General features: G+C 72.0%; 11 protein-coding genes. 5 read left to right on the top strand and 6 right to left on the bottom strand.

Annotation, left to right across the window (positions count from 1 at the left end; all coding sequences use genetic code 11):
• Positions 1–11 precede the first annotated feature (11 nt).
• A complete protein-coding gene (locus ACIGXX_RS03960; RefSeq protein ID WP_361464741.1) occupies positions 12–1,151 on the top strand; it encodes a CaiB/BaiF CoA-transferase family protein in 1,140 nt (379 codons plus the stop codon).
• Here the strand turns inward: ACIGXX_RS03960 and ACIGXX_RS03955 are convergent.
• Positions 1,148–2,512: an FAD-dependent oxidoreductase gene (locus ACIGXX_RS03955; RefSeq protein WP_351156148.1), complete on the bottom strand. Its 1,365-nt coding sequence runs from the start codon at positions 2,510–2,512 to the stop codon at positions 1,148–1,150. The genes ACIGXX_RS03960 and ACIGXX_RS03955 overlap by 4 nt on opposite strands.
• Before the next feature lie 350 nt (positions 2,513–2,862).
• Between ACIGXX_RS03955 and ACIGXX_RS03950 the strand changes: the two genes are divergently transcribed.
• Together ACIGXX_RS03950 and ACIGXX_RS03945 are read left to right on the top strand one after the other, a co-directional pair.
• Positions 2,863–3,822, top strand: coding sequence for an SMP-30/gluconolactonase/LRE family protein (locus ACIGXX_RS03950; protein WP_361464747.1), 960 nt, complete (start codon positions 2,863–2,865; stop codon positions 3,820–3,822).
• Between the two features lie 93 nt (positions 3,823–3,915).
• Positions 3,916–5,373, top strand: a complete 1,458-nt coding sequence (locus ACIGXX_RS03945) for a glyceraldehyde-3-phosphate dehydrogenase (protein WP_361464750.1) — start codon at positions 3,916–3,918, stop codon at positions 5,371–5,373.
• A gap of 68 nt (positions 5,374–5,441) precedes the next feature.
• Here the strand turns inward: ACIGXX_RS03945 and ACIGXX_RS03940 are convergent, their stop codons facing one another.
• A complete protein-coding gene (locus ACIGXX_RS03940) occupies positions 5,442–6,941 on the bottom strand; it encodes an alpha/beta hydrolase (protein WP_399972448.1) in 1,500 nt (499 codons plus the stop codon).
• A 69-nt stretch (positions 6,942–7,010) separates the two neighbouring features.
• Complete coding sequence (locus ACIGXX_RS03935; protein WP_351156159.1) at positions 7,011–7,346, bottom strand: DUF4190 domain-containing protein; 336 nt, start codon at positions 7,344–7,346, stop codon at positions 7,011–7,013.
• 159 nt (positions 7,347–7,505) lie between these two features.
• Between ACIGXX_RS03935 and ACIGXX_RS03930 the strand changes: the two genes are divergently transcribed.
• Both ACIGXX_RS03930 and ACIGXX_RS03925 read left to right on the top strand, forming a co-directional pair.
• The gene (locus ACIGXX_RS03930) at positions 7,506–8,747 is read left to right on the top strand and encodes a sensor histidine kinase (protein WP_399972445.1); all 1,242 of its coding nucleotides are present in this window, start codon (positions 7,506–7,508) and stop codon (positions 8,745–8,747) included.
• Positions 8,744–9,475 carry a response regulator gene (locus ACIGXX_RS03925; protein ID WP_383824144.1) on the top strand — a complete coding sequence of 244 codons (732 nt, stop codon included), beginning with the start codon at positions 8,744–8,746 and terminating at the stop codon, positions 9,473–9,475. Before ACIGXX_RS03930 ends, ACIGXX_RS03925 begins: the two co-directional genes overlap by 4 nt.
• 117 nt (positions 9,476–9,592) lie before the next feature.
• Here the strand turns inward: ACIGXX_RS03925 and ACIGXX_RS03920 are convergent, their stop codons facing one another.
• The 3 genes from ACIGXX_RS03920 to ACIGXX_RS03910 form a co-directional block, all read right to left on the bottom strand.
• Positions 9,593–10,855 carry a helix-turn-helix domain-containing protein gene (locus ACIGXX_RS03920; RefSeq protein ID WP_351156164.1) on the bottom strand — a complete coding sequence of 421 codons (1,263 nt, stop codon included), beginning with the start codon at positions 10,853–10,855 and terminating at the stop codon, positions 9,593–9,595.
• 75 nt (positions 10,856–10,930) lie between these two features.
• The gene (locus ACIGXX_RS03915) at positions 10,931–13,543 is read right to left on the bottom strand and encodes a LuxR C-terminal-related transcriptional regulator (RefSeq protein WP_399972440.1); all 2,613 of its coding nucleotides are present in this window, start codon (positions 13,541–13,543) and stop codon (positions 10,931–10,933) included.
• A 183-nt stretch (positions 13,544–13,726) separates the two neighbouring features.
• The gene (locus tag ACIGXX_RS03910; protein ID WP_361464763.1) at positions 13,727–14,623 is read right to left on the bottom strand and encodes an alpha/beta hydrolase; all 897 of its coding nucleotides are present in this window, start codon (positions 14,621–14,623) and stop codon (positions 13,727–13,729) included.
• Positions 14,624–14,638 lie beyond the last annotated feature (15 nt).

The raw sequence follows: 14,638 nt of genomic DNA, 5'->3' as shown, positions 1-14,638 counted from the left end.
AGGTGTGCACCATGCGGTCCCCCAACCCCTCGGCGGAGCCGACCTGGTCCGCGCTGGCGGGCAAGCGCGTCCTGGATCTCTCCCGGCTGCTGCCGGGCCCGTACGCCACGTCCCTGCTGGCAGACCTCGGCGCTGATGTGATCAAGATCGAGGATCCGACGACCGGGGGCGATCCGGTCCGCCTGGCCCCCGCCCTGTTCGCCGCCCTCAACCGCAACAAGCGGTCCGTCACGCTCGACCTGCGCGCCGCGGACGACCGGGAGACGTTCCTGCGTCTGGTCGGCACGGCCGACGCGGTGGTGGAGAGCTTCCGCCCCGGGACACTCGACCGGCTCGGCCTCGGCCACGACGTGCTGCGCTCGGCCAACCCACGCATCACACTGTGCTCGCTCAGCGGCTTCGGCCAGAGCGGCCCCTACGCCGGCAGGCCCGGCCACGAGCTCAACTTCCTCGGCCTGTCCGGGTTCTTCGCCGTGCCCGGCCGGCTCGACGGGCGGGTCACCCGGCCCGGGGTCCGCATCGGTGACATGGCAGGGGCCATGCACGCCGCCCTCGCACTGGCGGCCGCCCTGGCGGGAGGCGGCGAGGGCCAGCACATCGATGTGTCGCTCAGCGAGTCGATCACCGCCTGGTGCTCGCTGTTCGCCCTGCCGCTGCTCGACGTCGAGGACCCCTTGGACGCCGGTCTGGTCCAAGGGGACAACGACATCTTCACGACGGCGGACGGCAAGCTGCTGTCCCTCGCGACCTTCGAGGACAAGTTCTGGCTCCGCCTGCGCACCGGCCTCGCCGCCGAGTTCCCGGTCCTGGACACCCCCGCCTACGACCGTCGCGCCGCCCGCACGGCGGCCAAGCAGGAGGTCCACGACCTGTTGTCGCAGGTCTTCGCGGCCCGTGACCACGCCTGGTGGCACGAGCGCCTCACCGCGCTCGACGCGCCCTGGGCCCCCGTGTTCACCGACCCCGCCGAGCTCCTGGCGGACCCACAGGCCCGGGCACGCGAACTCTTCGAGGAGTCACACGCGCCCGGTGCCGGGCCGCAGGCACGGTTCCCCGTCATCTTCGGCGCCGGTCTGGAGACCTTCCGCCGGGTGGCCCCCCGGCTGGGCGAGCACACACAGGACGTACTGGGGGAACTCGGGACCTCTTAGGCGCCGCTCGCCTTGAGCATGTCCTCGCGCTCGACGATCTTCACGCGCTCGCGCTCCTCCGCCTCGCCGAGTGCCTTCTCCGCGGCGTCGAGGCGGTACCAGCCCTCCCAGGTGGTGAAGCGGACGTTCCGCTCGCCGAGGAAGGTGTCCACGGCCGCAGGCTCGGGGGCCGTGGGCGTGTGCAGACGGGCGTTCGCGTGGTCGTCCAGGAGACTGGCGACCGTCTCGTTGGCGTCGCCCTTGGTGTGGCCGATCAGGCCGACGGGACCGCGGCGGATCCAGCCGGTGACGTACGTCGACTGGAGGTGCTCGCCGGTCTCCTCGATGACCCGGCCGCCCTTGTCCGGCACCGTGCCCGACGCGACGTCCCAGGGCAGCTTGGGCAGCTCGTCGGAGAGGTAGCCCACGGCGCGGTAGACGGAGCCGAGGTCCCAGTCCTTGAACTCGCCGGTTCCCTTGACGTTGCCCGTGCCGTCGAGGGCGGTGCGCTCGGTGCGCAGACCGACGACCTTGCCGTCCTCGCCGAGGATCTCGGTCGGCGACTCGAAGAAGTGTAGGAACAGCTTGTGCGGGCGGTCGCCGACGTCGCGGATCGCCCAGTTCTCCAGCGTCTTCGCCACCATGTCGGCCTGCTTGTTGCCGCGCCGGGTCGCGATCGAGCCGTCGTCGTAGTCGATGTCCTCGGGGTCGACGATGACCTCGATGTTCGGGGAGTGGTCGAGCTCCCGCAGCTCGAGCGGGCTGAACTTGGCCTGCGCGGGGCCACGGCGGCCGAAGACGTGGACCTCACGCGTCTTGTTGGCCTTGAGGCCCTCGTGGACGTTCGGCGGGATCTCGGTCGGCAGGAGCTCTTCCGCGGTCTTGGCCAGGATGCGGGCCACGTCGAGCGCCACGTTGCCGACGCCGAGCACGGCGACCTTCTCCGCGTCGAGCGGCCAGGTGCGCGGCACGTCCGGGTGCCCGTCGTACCAGGAGACGAAGTCCGCGGCGCCGTGCGAGCCGTCCAGCTCGATGCCGGGGATGTCGAGGGCCCGGTCGGCCGTCGCGCCGGTCGAGAAGATCACCGCGTCGTAGAAGCTGCGCAGGTCGTCCAGGTCGATGTCGTTCGGGTAGTCGACGTTGCCGAAGAAGCGGATCTGCGGCTTGTCGAGGACCTGGTGCAGGGCCGTGACTATGCCCTTGATCCGGGGGTGGTCGGGGGCGACGCCGTAGCGGATGAGGCCGAAGGGCGCGGGCATCCGCTCGAAGAGGTCGATCGACACACCGGGCTCGACCGCCACTGCGGATTTCAGCAGCGCGTCGGCGGCGTAGATGCCGGCCGGACCGGCTCCGACAACAGCTACCCGCAGAGGGCGAGACATGATCAGGTTTCCCTTCGAGCGAAGACAGGGGGCTCGTCGGGAAGCCTAAACTAAGGCAATCCTAAGTTAGTACCCGGGCTGGATCTATGGACCCATAAGGCCGACTTATGGGGTCGCGTAGGCAGGGTTTGACCCGCGCGAGGCGGACGCGCAGGCCCACGAGGCGCTGTCGCTCCGAAAGGCGCGTGGCGATGCGGGCGGGACGCGAGGGAACTCCGGCGGGTGACGCCGCGTTGTCAACTCACCTGGCTCGCCCGCGAGTTGGGGCCGAGCCCGTCGCAGAGTTCGCAGACTCCCGCCCCCGCTCCTCTCCCCTCTCTTCCCCCCTCTCTTCACGGAGGCCCGGAACCATGACCCGTAGTCACCGGAATCACACCCAGCCGTCCCGGCGCACCATCATCGGCGGCGCCGCCGTCGCGGCCCTCGCGGTGGCGACCGGCACCGCAACGGCCGGCGCCGCCACCGCCGCACAGGGCGCCACCTGGCCGACCGAGTTCCCGCTCCCCGACGGCTTCCTTCCCGAGGGGATCGCCATCGGCAGAAAGCCGTACGCCTACATGGGCTCGCGCGCCAACGGCGCCGTCTACCGCACCGACCTGCGCACCGGCCGGGGCGAGGTCTTCTACGAGGGCGCCGCAGGCACGGTCGCGGTCGGCCTGAAGCTGGACGACGACGGCCTGCTCTACGTCGCCGGGAACACCGGAGTGGCGCGGGTCATCGACACCCGCAGCGGCAAGCTGGTGGCCACGTACCAACTGACGGAGGCGGCGGGCCACTTCATCAACGACGTCGCCCTCCTCGGCGACCGCGCCTGGTTCACCGACTCGCGCGACAACGCCCTGTACGGCGTCCCGCGCGGCCGCAAGGGCGAGGTGCGCACCCTGAGGCTCGGCGGGGACTGGGTGCAGACGCCGGACGTGATCAACGCGAACGGCATCGTCGACACCCCGGACGGCCGAGGGCTGATCGTCGTCAGCAGCTCACCGGGCAAGCTCTACCGCGTACACCTCAAAACCGGGCACGCCACCGAGATCACCCTGGTCGGCGCGGCGAACGTGGTCAACGGCGACGGCCTGCTGCGCATCGGCCGCACGCTGTATGTCGTACAGAACCGGCTGAACCTCATCAGTGTGTTCGACCTCGACACCAGGGCCGGCACCGCCACGCTGCGCCGCACGATCACCGATCCCCGCTTCGACGTCCCCACCACAGCGGCCCGCTGGGGCGATCGCCTCTACCTCGTCAACGCCCGGTTCACCAGCCCGCAGGAGCCCGGGACGACGTTCAACGCCGTCGCCGTCCGTCTTTGAATCCTCCCTGAGGCGGGCTGGGCGGCACCGATTGAAAGATCAAAGTGGCTCCGGGTTAGCATATGAGCGCCGCCTAGCTCGAAAGATAAACCTGTGACTGTCAATGACGACTCGTTCACCAACTGGAAGAACCGCGAGGAGATCGCGGAGTCGATGATCCCGATCATCGGGAAGCTGCACCGGGAGCGGGACGTCACCGTCCTGCTCCACAGCCGCTCCTTGGTGAACAAGTCGGTGGTCAGCCTCCTCAAGACCCACCGATTCGCCCGCCAGATCGCCGGTGCGGAGCTCTCCGTCACCGAGACGCTGCCGTTCCTGCAGACGCTCACCACGCTCGATCTCGGTCCGTCCCAGATCGACGTCGGCCTGCTCGCCGAGGCGTACAGGACCGACGGCCGCGGTCTGTCGGTGGCGGAGTTCACCGCCGAGGCCGTCGCCGGCGCGACGGGCGCCAACAAGATCGAGAGCCGCGAGGGACGCGACGTCGTCCTCTACGGCTTCGGCCGCATCGGCCGCCTCGTCGCCCGCCTGCTCATCGAGAAGGCCGGCTCCGGCAACGGACTGCGCCTGCGCGCCGTCGTCGTCCGTCAGGGCGGCGAGCAGGACATCGTCAAGCGCGCCTCGCTGCTGCGCCGTGACTCCATCCACGGCCAGTTCCAGGGCACGATCACCGTCGACGAGGCGAACAGCACGATCATCGCCAACGGCAACGAGATCAAGGTGATCTACGCCAACGACCCCTCCGAGGTCGACTACACGGCGTACGGCATCAAGGACGCCATCCTCATCGACAACACCGGCAAGTGGCGCGACCGCGAGGGGCTCTCCAAGCACCTGCGCCCCGGTGTCGACAAGGTCGTCCTGACCGCGCCGGGCAAGGGCGACGTCCCGAACATCGTGCACGGCGTCAACCACGACACGATCAAGCCGGACGAGCAGATCCTGTCCTGCGCCTCCTGCACCACGAACGCGATCGTCCCGCCCCTGAAGGCCATGGCCGACGAGTACGGCGTGCTGCGCGGCCACGTGGAGACCGTCCACTCGTTCACGAACGACCAGAACCTCCTGGACAACTTCCACAAGGCCGACCGCCGCGGCCGCTCCGCGCCGCTGAACATGGTGATCACGGAGACCGGTGCGGCCTCGGCCGTCGCCAAGGCGCTGCCCGACCTGAAGGCGCCGATCACCGGCAGCTCGATCCGCGTCCCCGTCCCGGACGTCTCGATCGCCATCCTGAGCCTGCGCCTGGGCCGCGAGACCACCCGCGAGGAGGTCCTCGACCACCTCCGCGACATCTCGCTGCACTCGCCGCTGAAGCGCCAGATCGACTTCACGACCGCTCCGGACGCCGTCTCCATGGACTTCGTCGGCTCGCGCCACTCGTCGATCGTCGACGCCGGCGCGACCAAGGTCGACGGCGACAACGCGATCCTCTACCTCTGGTACGACAACGAGTTCGGCTACTCGTGCCAGGTCATCCGCGTCGTCCAGCACATCTCCGGGGTCGAGTACCCGACGTACCCGGTGCCGGTGCCGGTGCCGGTGGTCTGATCCGGGCTCCGTGAGGTGGGGCCTTCCGTCGGTGGAAGGCCCCACCCAGGAAGCGTGCGGGTTTACGCCTACTGCCCGGCAGGCGCTCGGCAGGTCAGGTCCTTGGCCGGGAGCCTGCCCGTGGTCAGGTAGACCGTGGCGCTCTTGTCCGCGCAGGAGTTGGTGCCGTTGACGATGTGGCCCTCTCCGCCGGCGACCGTGACCATCCGGGATCCGCGCAGGGCCCGGTGCATGGACTGGCCTCCGGCCGGGGGCGTTTGAGGGTCCCACTCGTTCTGCAGGATGAGCGCACGGACCTCGTTGGCCACTGTTGTCCTGGGTTCGCTGCCAGGCTTCCAGAAGGCACACGGCTTGATGTTGGACTCGAAGTCGCCGGACAGCGGGTACCGGGCCTTGTCGCGGATCGCGTCGCGGCGGTACTGCTCGGGGTCGCGCGGCCACGACGTGCGGGTGTCGGCGCAGAGGACGGCCCAGGCACTCGCGGTTTCGTTGTCCGATGGGACGTCACGGGATGACGTCGGCCGGCGGGGGCCCGGGACCTGCTCGGGCGTGCCGGACGGAGCCGGCTTCTTGCCCTCGGCCGCCGTCTTCAGTTCGGCGATCCATGTGGCGGCCTTCTCAACGCGGGAGAACGTGGCGCGCTGAGCGCGGATGGCGTCACCGGTGAAGAGCGTCCCACCGAAGTCGATGGGTTTGCGGTCGGCCTGGGCGACGAGGTCCCAGAACGTCTTGCGGACCTCGGCCGGGGTGCGGCCCAGTTCATACGTCGCGTGTCGCCGGGCAGTCCATTGGGTCCATCGCGTGAAGGCGGGCCCGGCCCGCTCCGCCATCGCCCGGAACATGCCCCGCCCGTACCGCGCGGGGCCGACCGCACTGTCCAGCACGAACCGGTCGGTTCGCCGGGGGAACATCTGCGTGTAGACGGCGCCGAGGTAGGTGCCGTAGGAGAACCCCACGTAGGAGATCTTCTTCTCTCCCAGCACGGCACGGATGACGTCCATGTCGCGGGCGGTGTTGCGGGTGGTGAGGTGGCGCAGCCTGTCACCCTCCTTGGCCCGGCACTTGTCGGCCACCGTGCGGGCCCACTCCACGTCCTTCGCGAAGGACTCACTCTTGTACGGGCGCTCCAGGTCCTGTTCGTCGGCGGTCAGTCCGCAGCTGACGGGCGAGCTCCGACCGACACCCCTCGGGTCGAACCCGATGAGGTCGTACTGTCTCGTCACTTCCCTAGAGAAGTCCGCTACTTCGCTGACGGGCAGATCCAGGCCCGGCCCGCCAGGACCGCCGGGGTTGAGCAACAGAATGCCGCGTCGTTCCTTCGGGCTGCTTGCCTTGAGCCGGGATATCGCGATGTCCGTCTTCTTGCCTCCGGGATCGCTGTAGTTCAGCGGCACCTTGAGTGTCGCGCACTGATAGGTGGCGGGGTTCTTCGCGTCGCAGCGCTGCCACCGTGGTGCCTGTTGGGTGTATTGCCGCAGAGGGTCCTTGGCCGCGGATGCCCCAGACATGGAAGAGGTCGTGGCGGGTGTAAATGCCGTAAGGAGAGTCGCCGCGGTACCGACGACCATGAGAGACGCAATTCGCGTGTTTCGCACAGTGATGCTCGTCCTTGCTGAGGAGAAGTCGCCCGACGCCGGTCAATTCCCGGTGAGCTGCTGGTGGACGCACTGCTTGTACTGCTGGAAGCTGTCGGGCTGGTAGCACTCCTGCGTCTTGTTGGCGTACCAGACGAAGAAGACGGTGACCAGGACGGACACCGCGATCGCGATCGCCGACGTCACCACGCCGGTGAGAGCCTTGCCCCGGCCGATACCGGTCCGCTTGGCCGTCGTCAGGGCGACGATGCCCAGAATCAGACCGATGCCGCCGAACAGACCGCCGATGAAGAAGACCGACGTACTCAAGCCGATGACGCCGAGCACCAGGGCGGCCCCGGCCAAGCCGTTGGCCGATGCCGTGTGATGCGGTGGCATCTCTATTCCTTGCGTGTTCATCAAACGTCCTCCGGTCAAAGGTTCAGGGCACGATCCTGGCTTCCGGCATCGCGGATGCGCATCGCGGAAAGGCGGGAGAAGGTGCTCCCTCGATCGGGGGAGGCCATCGCTGAACTGCCCGGTCATACTGGGGCGACAATGATCAGGGGACTCCGGCCGCTGCTGCGCGGCTCCACGTATTCGGGCATGCTGTTCGCCTATTGCGGCGCGTTGGCGAGCCTTCCGCTGCTGCCGTTCGCCGTGCTGCCGACGTTGGCATGGCCATCCGCTCCCTATGGAGTGCAGGCCGTCCTGGTCCTCCTGGTCTGGGCGGCACTGATCGGCTCGGTCGGCCTTGCCCGCACCTCGCGGCGGGCACTGGTCTCGTTCGCCCGCCAACTTCTGAGGGTGTCCTTGCCGACCCCTGCCGCCGTGCCGTCCGGCGCCGACCGTTGGCGAACTCCCCTCTGGCTGCTGCTGCACGTGGCGCTGGGGTGGACGGGGGCGCTGACGAGCGGCGTGCTGGTCCTGACGGGGATCGCCCTCCCCGGAGGCTGGCTCGGTGCCGAAGCCGGGCTGAGTCTGTCCGGCCGGTCGCTGCGGTCCGACGGCGGATGGCGGAGCTGGGTGGTGGCGCTCTGCTGTCTGCTGCTCGCGGCGGTCGTGTGCGTGGTGGTGACGAGTGTGCTGCGGCGGCTGGCGCCCGGGCTCCTGGGTCCTTCGTCGGCCGAGCGGCTCGCGCTGATGGCCGAGCGGGAGCAGCGCCTCGCCGAACGCAACAGGCTGGCCCACGAGTTGCACGACTCGATCGGGCACACGCTGACCGCGACCACGATCCAGGCGGCGGTCGCGGGCGAGGTGCTGTCCGCCGACCCGGTGGCGGCACGGGCCGCGCTGCGCAGCATCGAGGAGTCGTCCAGGGCCGCCCTTGAGGACCTGGATTACGTGCTGGGCGTACTGCGCGAGGAGAAGGCGGAGACGGCACCGACCCGGACCCTGGCCGACCTGCCCGAGCTGCTCGACCGGTTGCGGCACGCGGGCGCGGTCCTTGAGGTGGAGCTGTCGGGCGAGTTGGCGCAGGTGCAGGGGACGCTCTCCCGGGCCGCGTACCGGATTCTCCAGGAAGGGCTGACGAACGCGTTGCGGCACGGGGCGGGCGGTCCGATCGGGGTCCGGGTGGCGGCCCTGCCGGACTGCCTTGAGCTCGGTGTGGTCAATGGCGTGGTCAGTGGGGCGGGCGCGGGCACGCGTTCGGGCGCGGGTGTCTTCCGGACGTCAGGGCACGGCCTGCCCGGCCTTGCCGAGCGTGTGCGGCTGCTGCACGGTGAGATCGAGGCCGGCCCGGACGGGCCGCGGCACTGGCGCCTCGCGGTCCGGCTGCCGGTACGGGTCGCGGCATGACCGCCGCCGACGCGGGCTCGGCCGCCATGACGGGCGCCGGCTCCCGCCCCGCCGCCACCAGCCCTGCCCCTGCCCCCGTCACCCTCTTGATCGCGGACGACGACGAGGTGACCCGCAGCGGTCTGCGCACCTTGCTCGCGGCGCAGCCGGGGATCTCGGTGGTCGGCGAGGCCGCCGACGGCGTCGAGGCGGTCGAGCAGGCGCGGCGGCTGCGCCCCGACGTGGTGCTGATGGATGTACGGATGCCGCGCCGCAACGGCATCGAGGCCACCCGGCACCTCCTCGCCGATTCGGCACAACCGCCGAAGGTCGTGATGATCACCACCTTCGAGAACGACGGCTATGTCACCGCTGCGCTCAGCGCGGGGGCCAGCGGGTTCGTGCTCAAGCGGCTTCCGGTCCGGCAGATCGCCGAGGCGGTACGGGTGGTGGCGGCGGGGGAGGCGATCCTGTTCCCGGCGGCCCTGCGCCGGATGGTCGCCGCCCGCCCGCTGGGCTCCGCGGAGGCGTTGCCGAAGGCTGCGCTGACGGAGCGGGAGGAGGAGGTGCTGCGGCTGATGGCGACCGGCCTGTCGAACCCGGAGATCGCGGCGTCGCTCATGGTGAGCCTGGAGACGGTGAAGACGCACGTCGGGAACGTGCTGCTCAAGCTCGGTGCGCAGAACCGGACCCATGCGGTGGTGATCGCGTACGAATCAGGTCTGGTGGTGCCGGGGTTCACCGGCTGACGCGCGACACGGCCCGCGCGATCGCCACCGACTCAGGTGCCGCGCGGACGGCACCGCTGCTCACCGAGCCCGGATTTCGGCATACCCGTAGGACCCGCTGCAACCGCCGTCGCACGCTCACCCTCCCAGCAGCCTGCGGGCCCCCAGCGCGAGCGAGATCTCCACGAGGTCGCCGACCCTGGTGAGGCTGCGGCCGGTCAACTGCTCGACGCGTCGCAGCCGGTTGAGGACGGTGTTGCGGTGGCAGTAGAGGCGGGCGCCCGCGCGCTGCGCGGAGCCGTCGCTCTCCAGCCAGACGACGAGCGTGTCGAGGAGGAGTTCCCGGTCGGCGGGGTCGAGGGAGCGCAGCGGACCGAGGACGCGTTCGGCCAGCGCCTCCGCCAGCTCGGGTGACGAGACGACGAGGGCGTCGGGCAGGCGTTCGTCCAGGAGCACGGCGCCGCCGCTGCGGGGGCAGGCGCGCAGCGCCGTGTCGGCGAGGCGGCGGGCGTGCGGGACGGCGGCGAGGCCCTCCACGGGTGAGCCGATGCCGGCGCGGGCCCCGACCGGCAGGGCCAGACCCGCGCTGAGCGCGGACAGTTCGGCCGCCGGGTCGCCCTCGGCGTCGCCGAGCAGCACCAGGGCGTACTGCACCCCGGACGCAGCGTGGCGCAGCGTCCGTGTCCCTGTCGGCAGGGTGAGGCGGCTGTCCTCCCCCGCCACGGCGATCACGGCGTACCACCCGTCCTCGGGCAGCCCAAGGACGTCGGCGGCGGTGGGCAGGTCGGTGAGGCGGGCGCTGCCGTCCAGGAGGCCCGCCGTCAGCAGCCGCAGCCGGTTCTCGTGCTGCCAGGCCATGCGGCGCTCGGTGCGGCGGTAGGCGTCGGCGACGACACCGCAGTGCTCGTCGACGAAGTTCCATACGTCCGTGGCGACATGGATGAGCAGCCGCATGTCGTCGGGGTTGCCGCGCGAGACCTCGTCGACCAGGCCCTGCCACACCATCGCGCCGCCGAGCCGGAAGGCGTGCAGCAACGCGTCCAGCGGCAGGCCCCGTTCGGCGCGTACCCCGGCGATCTGCATGGACGTGCGGTGGGCGGCCTCCCGGGTCTCCCCCGGCTGGAGGAGCGAGGTGACGCTGTGCCGCAGGGAGCGGTGCACCTCCTGCCAGACCTCGGTGGGCCGGGCCTCGATGTCCGCGCGGTAGGCGGGCTCCTGCTCGCCCAGTTCCGCGACGAGCCGGTCGGTCATCGTGGCCAGGTCGCGGAGCAGGGCGCGGGCCGCCCGGTGCAGCACGGCGACCGCCTCGGAGTCCAGGAGCGAACGTGAGCCGGGTGCGAGCGGGCTGATGGCGGGCACTTCGTGCAGGGGCCCGACCCGTGACCGCAGAACGTGTGGCATGGGGCCTCCACGGGGAGTGTGCGCACTGCCGGATCTTCCTGACGCCCGAAGAATGGCATACCGCCCAGTCGGTACCTAGAGGTGTGCGGCAATCTCCTCATCACGGTCCGGCAACCCTCCGTCGCCGGCGAGCAGTCGCGACAGCTCGACGCGGGAGCGGACGCCCAGCGCGGCGAACACATTGCGCAGGTGGTGGTCGACGGTGCGGTGGCTCACCGACAGGCGCACCGCCACCTCGCGGTTGGTGGCCCCCTCGGCCACATGACGGGCGATGCGCTGCTGTTGCGGGGTCAGCGCCTCCAGCGGCCCGGGGCCCGGCTCCCGCTCCCCCGCCACCGCCTCGCCCGCGGCGCGCAGTTCACCTCGGCTGCGGTCCGCCCAGGCGCGCGCCCCGCACCGCTCGAAGCCGACCAGCGCGTCCCGCAGCGGCCCGCGCGCCTCGCGGGTACGGCGCCTACGGCGCAGCCACTGGCCGTACAGCAGCTGCGTACGGGCGCGTTCGAACTCGCCCGGCGTGCGGTCGTGGTGCGCCAGGGCGTTCTCGTACGCGGCGGCCGTGTGCTGCGGCGGCGCCAGCAGGGCGCGGCAGCGGGCCAGTTGGGCCGGGGCGAGCCGGTCGGCGGTGGCCCCGGCCCAGCGGGTGAACTCCGCCGTGGCGTCGCGGGCCTCCGCGGTACGCCCGGCCTGGACGGCGGCTTCCACGAAGCAGGGGACGGCCAGCATCCGCACGGCGAAGTGCCCGCACCTGGGCCCCGGGGCGACCAGCGGGGCCAGCCGGGCGGCCGCGTCCCCCGGGCGCCCGGCGGCGAGATCCGCTCGGGCGACGGCCCAGACGGCGAGCGTGGCGGCCTGGGCGAGACCGTGCGGCCCCGCGCCCGCCGCGGCGGCTGCCGCGTGCGCCGTACACGCTTCCGCGTCGCCCTCCACGGACGCGGCGAGGGCGAGGACGGCGTGCAACGAGACGGCGACGTTGGGCTGCCCGGTGCGCCGCGCGGCCCTGAGCCCTTCCAGGGCGTGGGCCCGGGCCCTGGTGTGCCGGCCCGCACGCAGTTCTCCGTACGCCAGGTGCTCCAGGGCGCGCGGCAGCAGGACCTCGGGGCCAAAAGCGCGTACGGCCGCGAGCGCTCGGGCGCCCGCTCCGCAGGCGGCCTCGACCTCGCCGACGACCAGGGCCGCGGCTCCGGCGCGCAGCAGCCCGGCCGCGTCGCCCGTCGCGGGTACGTCGTCCAGGCAGCCGCGCAGCAGGGCGTGCCCCTCGGCGGTGCGGCCCGCGAGGACCGCGCACATCCCGGCGCGGTACGCCTCGAGGGCCGGGTCGTCGGCGCAGGCGGGGACCCGTGTCATCGCCTCCCGGTAGGCCACGGCGTCGCCCATCGCCCAGGCCGCCTCCGCCGCGCCGATCAGGGCGTGGCGGGCCGGTTCGGGCGGGAGCAGCACGGCGGCGGTGATCAACTCCTCCCTGGCGTCGGCGGCCGGTCCGTCGGCGAGGGACAACAGGCCGCGCACCCGGTGGACGCCGCCGTGGGCGGGGACGGCGGCGGTGCGGGCCAGCAGGGCGCGGGCCCGTACGGGGTCCCCGGCGAGACGGGACGCCTCAGCCGCGGCGGCGAGCCGGTCGGTGCGCAGCGTCGGGTCGGCGGTGAGCGCCGCGGCGCGGGCCAGGGCGGCGGACCGCCCGGCGTGCGGGTGCGGTGCGATCGCGGCTTCGGCGAGGTCCCCGGCGAGCCGCGCGTCGTGGTCCCCTGCCGCGCAGGAGAGTTGGACCAGGCGCGAGAGGCTGTCCCGGCAGACCGCGGCGAGGCGGGCGTGGGCGGCTCTGCGCCGGGCGAGCGGGGCTCGGCGCAGCACCGCGCGGCGCAGGAGGGGGTGGGTGAAGTGGATACGCCCGCCCGCCGCCACGACCGCGCCGGCCGCTTCGGCGGGCGCGAGGCCGGAGGCGTCGCCGCCGGCCCGCAGCAGCAGGGCGAGGTCCGCGCCCGCGCCGTCGGGCTCGTGCTCCGCGGCTGCCGCGGCGAGCAGTAACAGGGCGCGCGCGTCGGCGGGCAGGGCGTCGATGCGGGCGGCGTACGCGTCGAGGAGGTCTTCGCCGCCGGGCAGGGGGTCGGGCAGCGGGGTGCGTCCGGCCAGCTGGTCGGGGGTGAGGGCCGCGGCGAGCGCGGTGAGCAGGCGCGGATTGCCCACGGCCTCGCGGATCAGCCAGGCGCCGACGACCGGGTCGGCCGAGCCCTGGGTGAGCCGGTCGAGCAGCGCGGCGGCCGCGGTGTCGTCGAGCGGGCCCAGACGCAGCGTGACCGGCCCACCCAACTCCCCTGCGCCTGCGTGGTGTTCGGCGACGGTGAGCAGGACGGCAACGGGTCTCTCGGCGGGCAGGCGGCGAAGGTCGGCCAGGAGGGCGGACCGGGCCGCCGACGGCCAGGCGTGGATGTCGTCGACGCAGACGAGCAGCGGGCCCTGCCGTGGCAGCGCCGCGGGAGCGGTCAGCTGGACCGACGGGACCGGGGGACAGATGCCCCGCGCGTGCTCCACGAGTGCGGTGCGGCCCAAGCCGGGCTGCGCGGCCAGCACGAGCGCGCCGCCGCGACCGGCCCGCAAGCGCCCCACCAGGGATTCCACGGCGGCGATCTCCTCGCGGCGGCCGTGGAGCTCGGGGGGCCGGAGCGCGCCGGGTACGGTCGTCGAAAGAGTCACGCCCGCACGTTACTTCCGCGTAACACAGCCCGGAAGCCCCGCGTCCGCGCGGCTGGGCACGCTCCCAACGGCCACCGCGTTCGGGTGTGCGCGGGCACAGTCCCCGGGTTCGGGCACGGCACACGTCGTCCGCCGCCGGCTGACCGGCGACGGACGACGGGCCCCCATGACGGGTCATCAGGCTCAGGAGGTGTGCGGGCAGTTGCCCCGGTACTCCTCGATGGTGAGGCTCGGCCTCGGCAGCGGGCAGAGGAACTGTTCGTAGCGGGTGTCGTTGTCGATGAACCGCTTCAGCCAGGAAATGCTGTACTTCGCGATCGTCGTGTTGGAGGAGTTCGGCGTGAAGTGGGAGGCGCCGTTGAGCTCCAGGTACGCCTTGTCCAGGCTGCTCGGCAGCGACTGGTAGAAGGGCTCGGAGTGGCTGGAGACAGGGGCGACGGTGTCACCGTCCGCGCCGACGACGAGAGTCGGCGTCCGCAGCTCGGGCCAGGTCGTGTCGAGGTTCCATCCTGTCAGCGGGATCGCCGCCTTCAGCGAGGTGCGGCTCTTGGCGGCCTCCAGGGTGCCGCCGCCGCCCATCGAGTGCCCCATCACGCCGAGCCGTGAGGCGTCCACGCGGCCCCGCACCGAGCTCGACTTCGTCAAGTAGTCGAGCGCGGCCAGGAGTTGGCGTCCCCGGCTGTCGGGCTGGTCGAGCGTCGTGTTGGTGTCGATGGTGAAGACCACGAAGCCCTGGGAGGCGAGCCGCGGGCCGAGCCAGGCGATGCTCGACTGGTACGCGGTGAAGCCCGGGGATATGACGACCGCGCCGAAGGTGCCGTCGGCGGTGGACGTCGGGTAGTAGACGGTGCCGCCGCCGAAGCCGGACACGCTCAGCGACGAGACGCTGGTCTGCGAGACGGCGTAGGAGCCGCGCGACGCCTCGATGCTGGAGACGGTCGGTGCGGGGCCTCGTTCGTACGGGTTCTCGGCGGCGGCCTGGGCGCCGGGCGCGAGGCCGGTGCCCAGGAGGCCGGCGGTGGCGACCGCGGCGGCCAGAGCGGCCCGCACCACAGGGCGGGAGAAGACGTGCAGGCGCACGGAGGGGTCCTCTCG

It is taken from the genome of Streptomyces sp. NPDC055243 (assembly GCF_044544025.1).
Lineage (GTDB): Bacteria > Actinomycetota > Actinomycetes > Streptomycetales > Streptomycetaceae > Streptomyces.
This window is presented reverse-complemented; position numbering and strand designations above follow the sequence as displayed.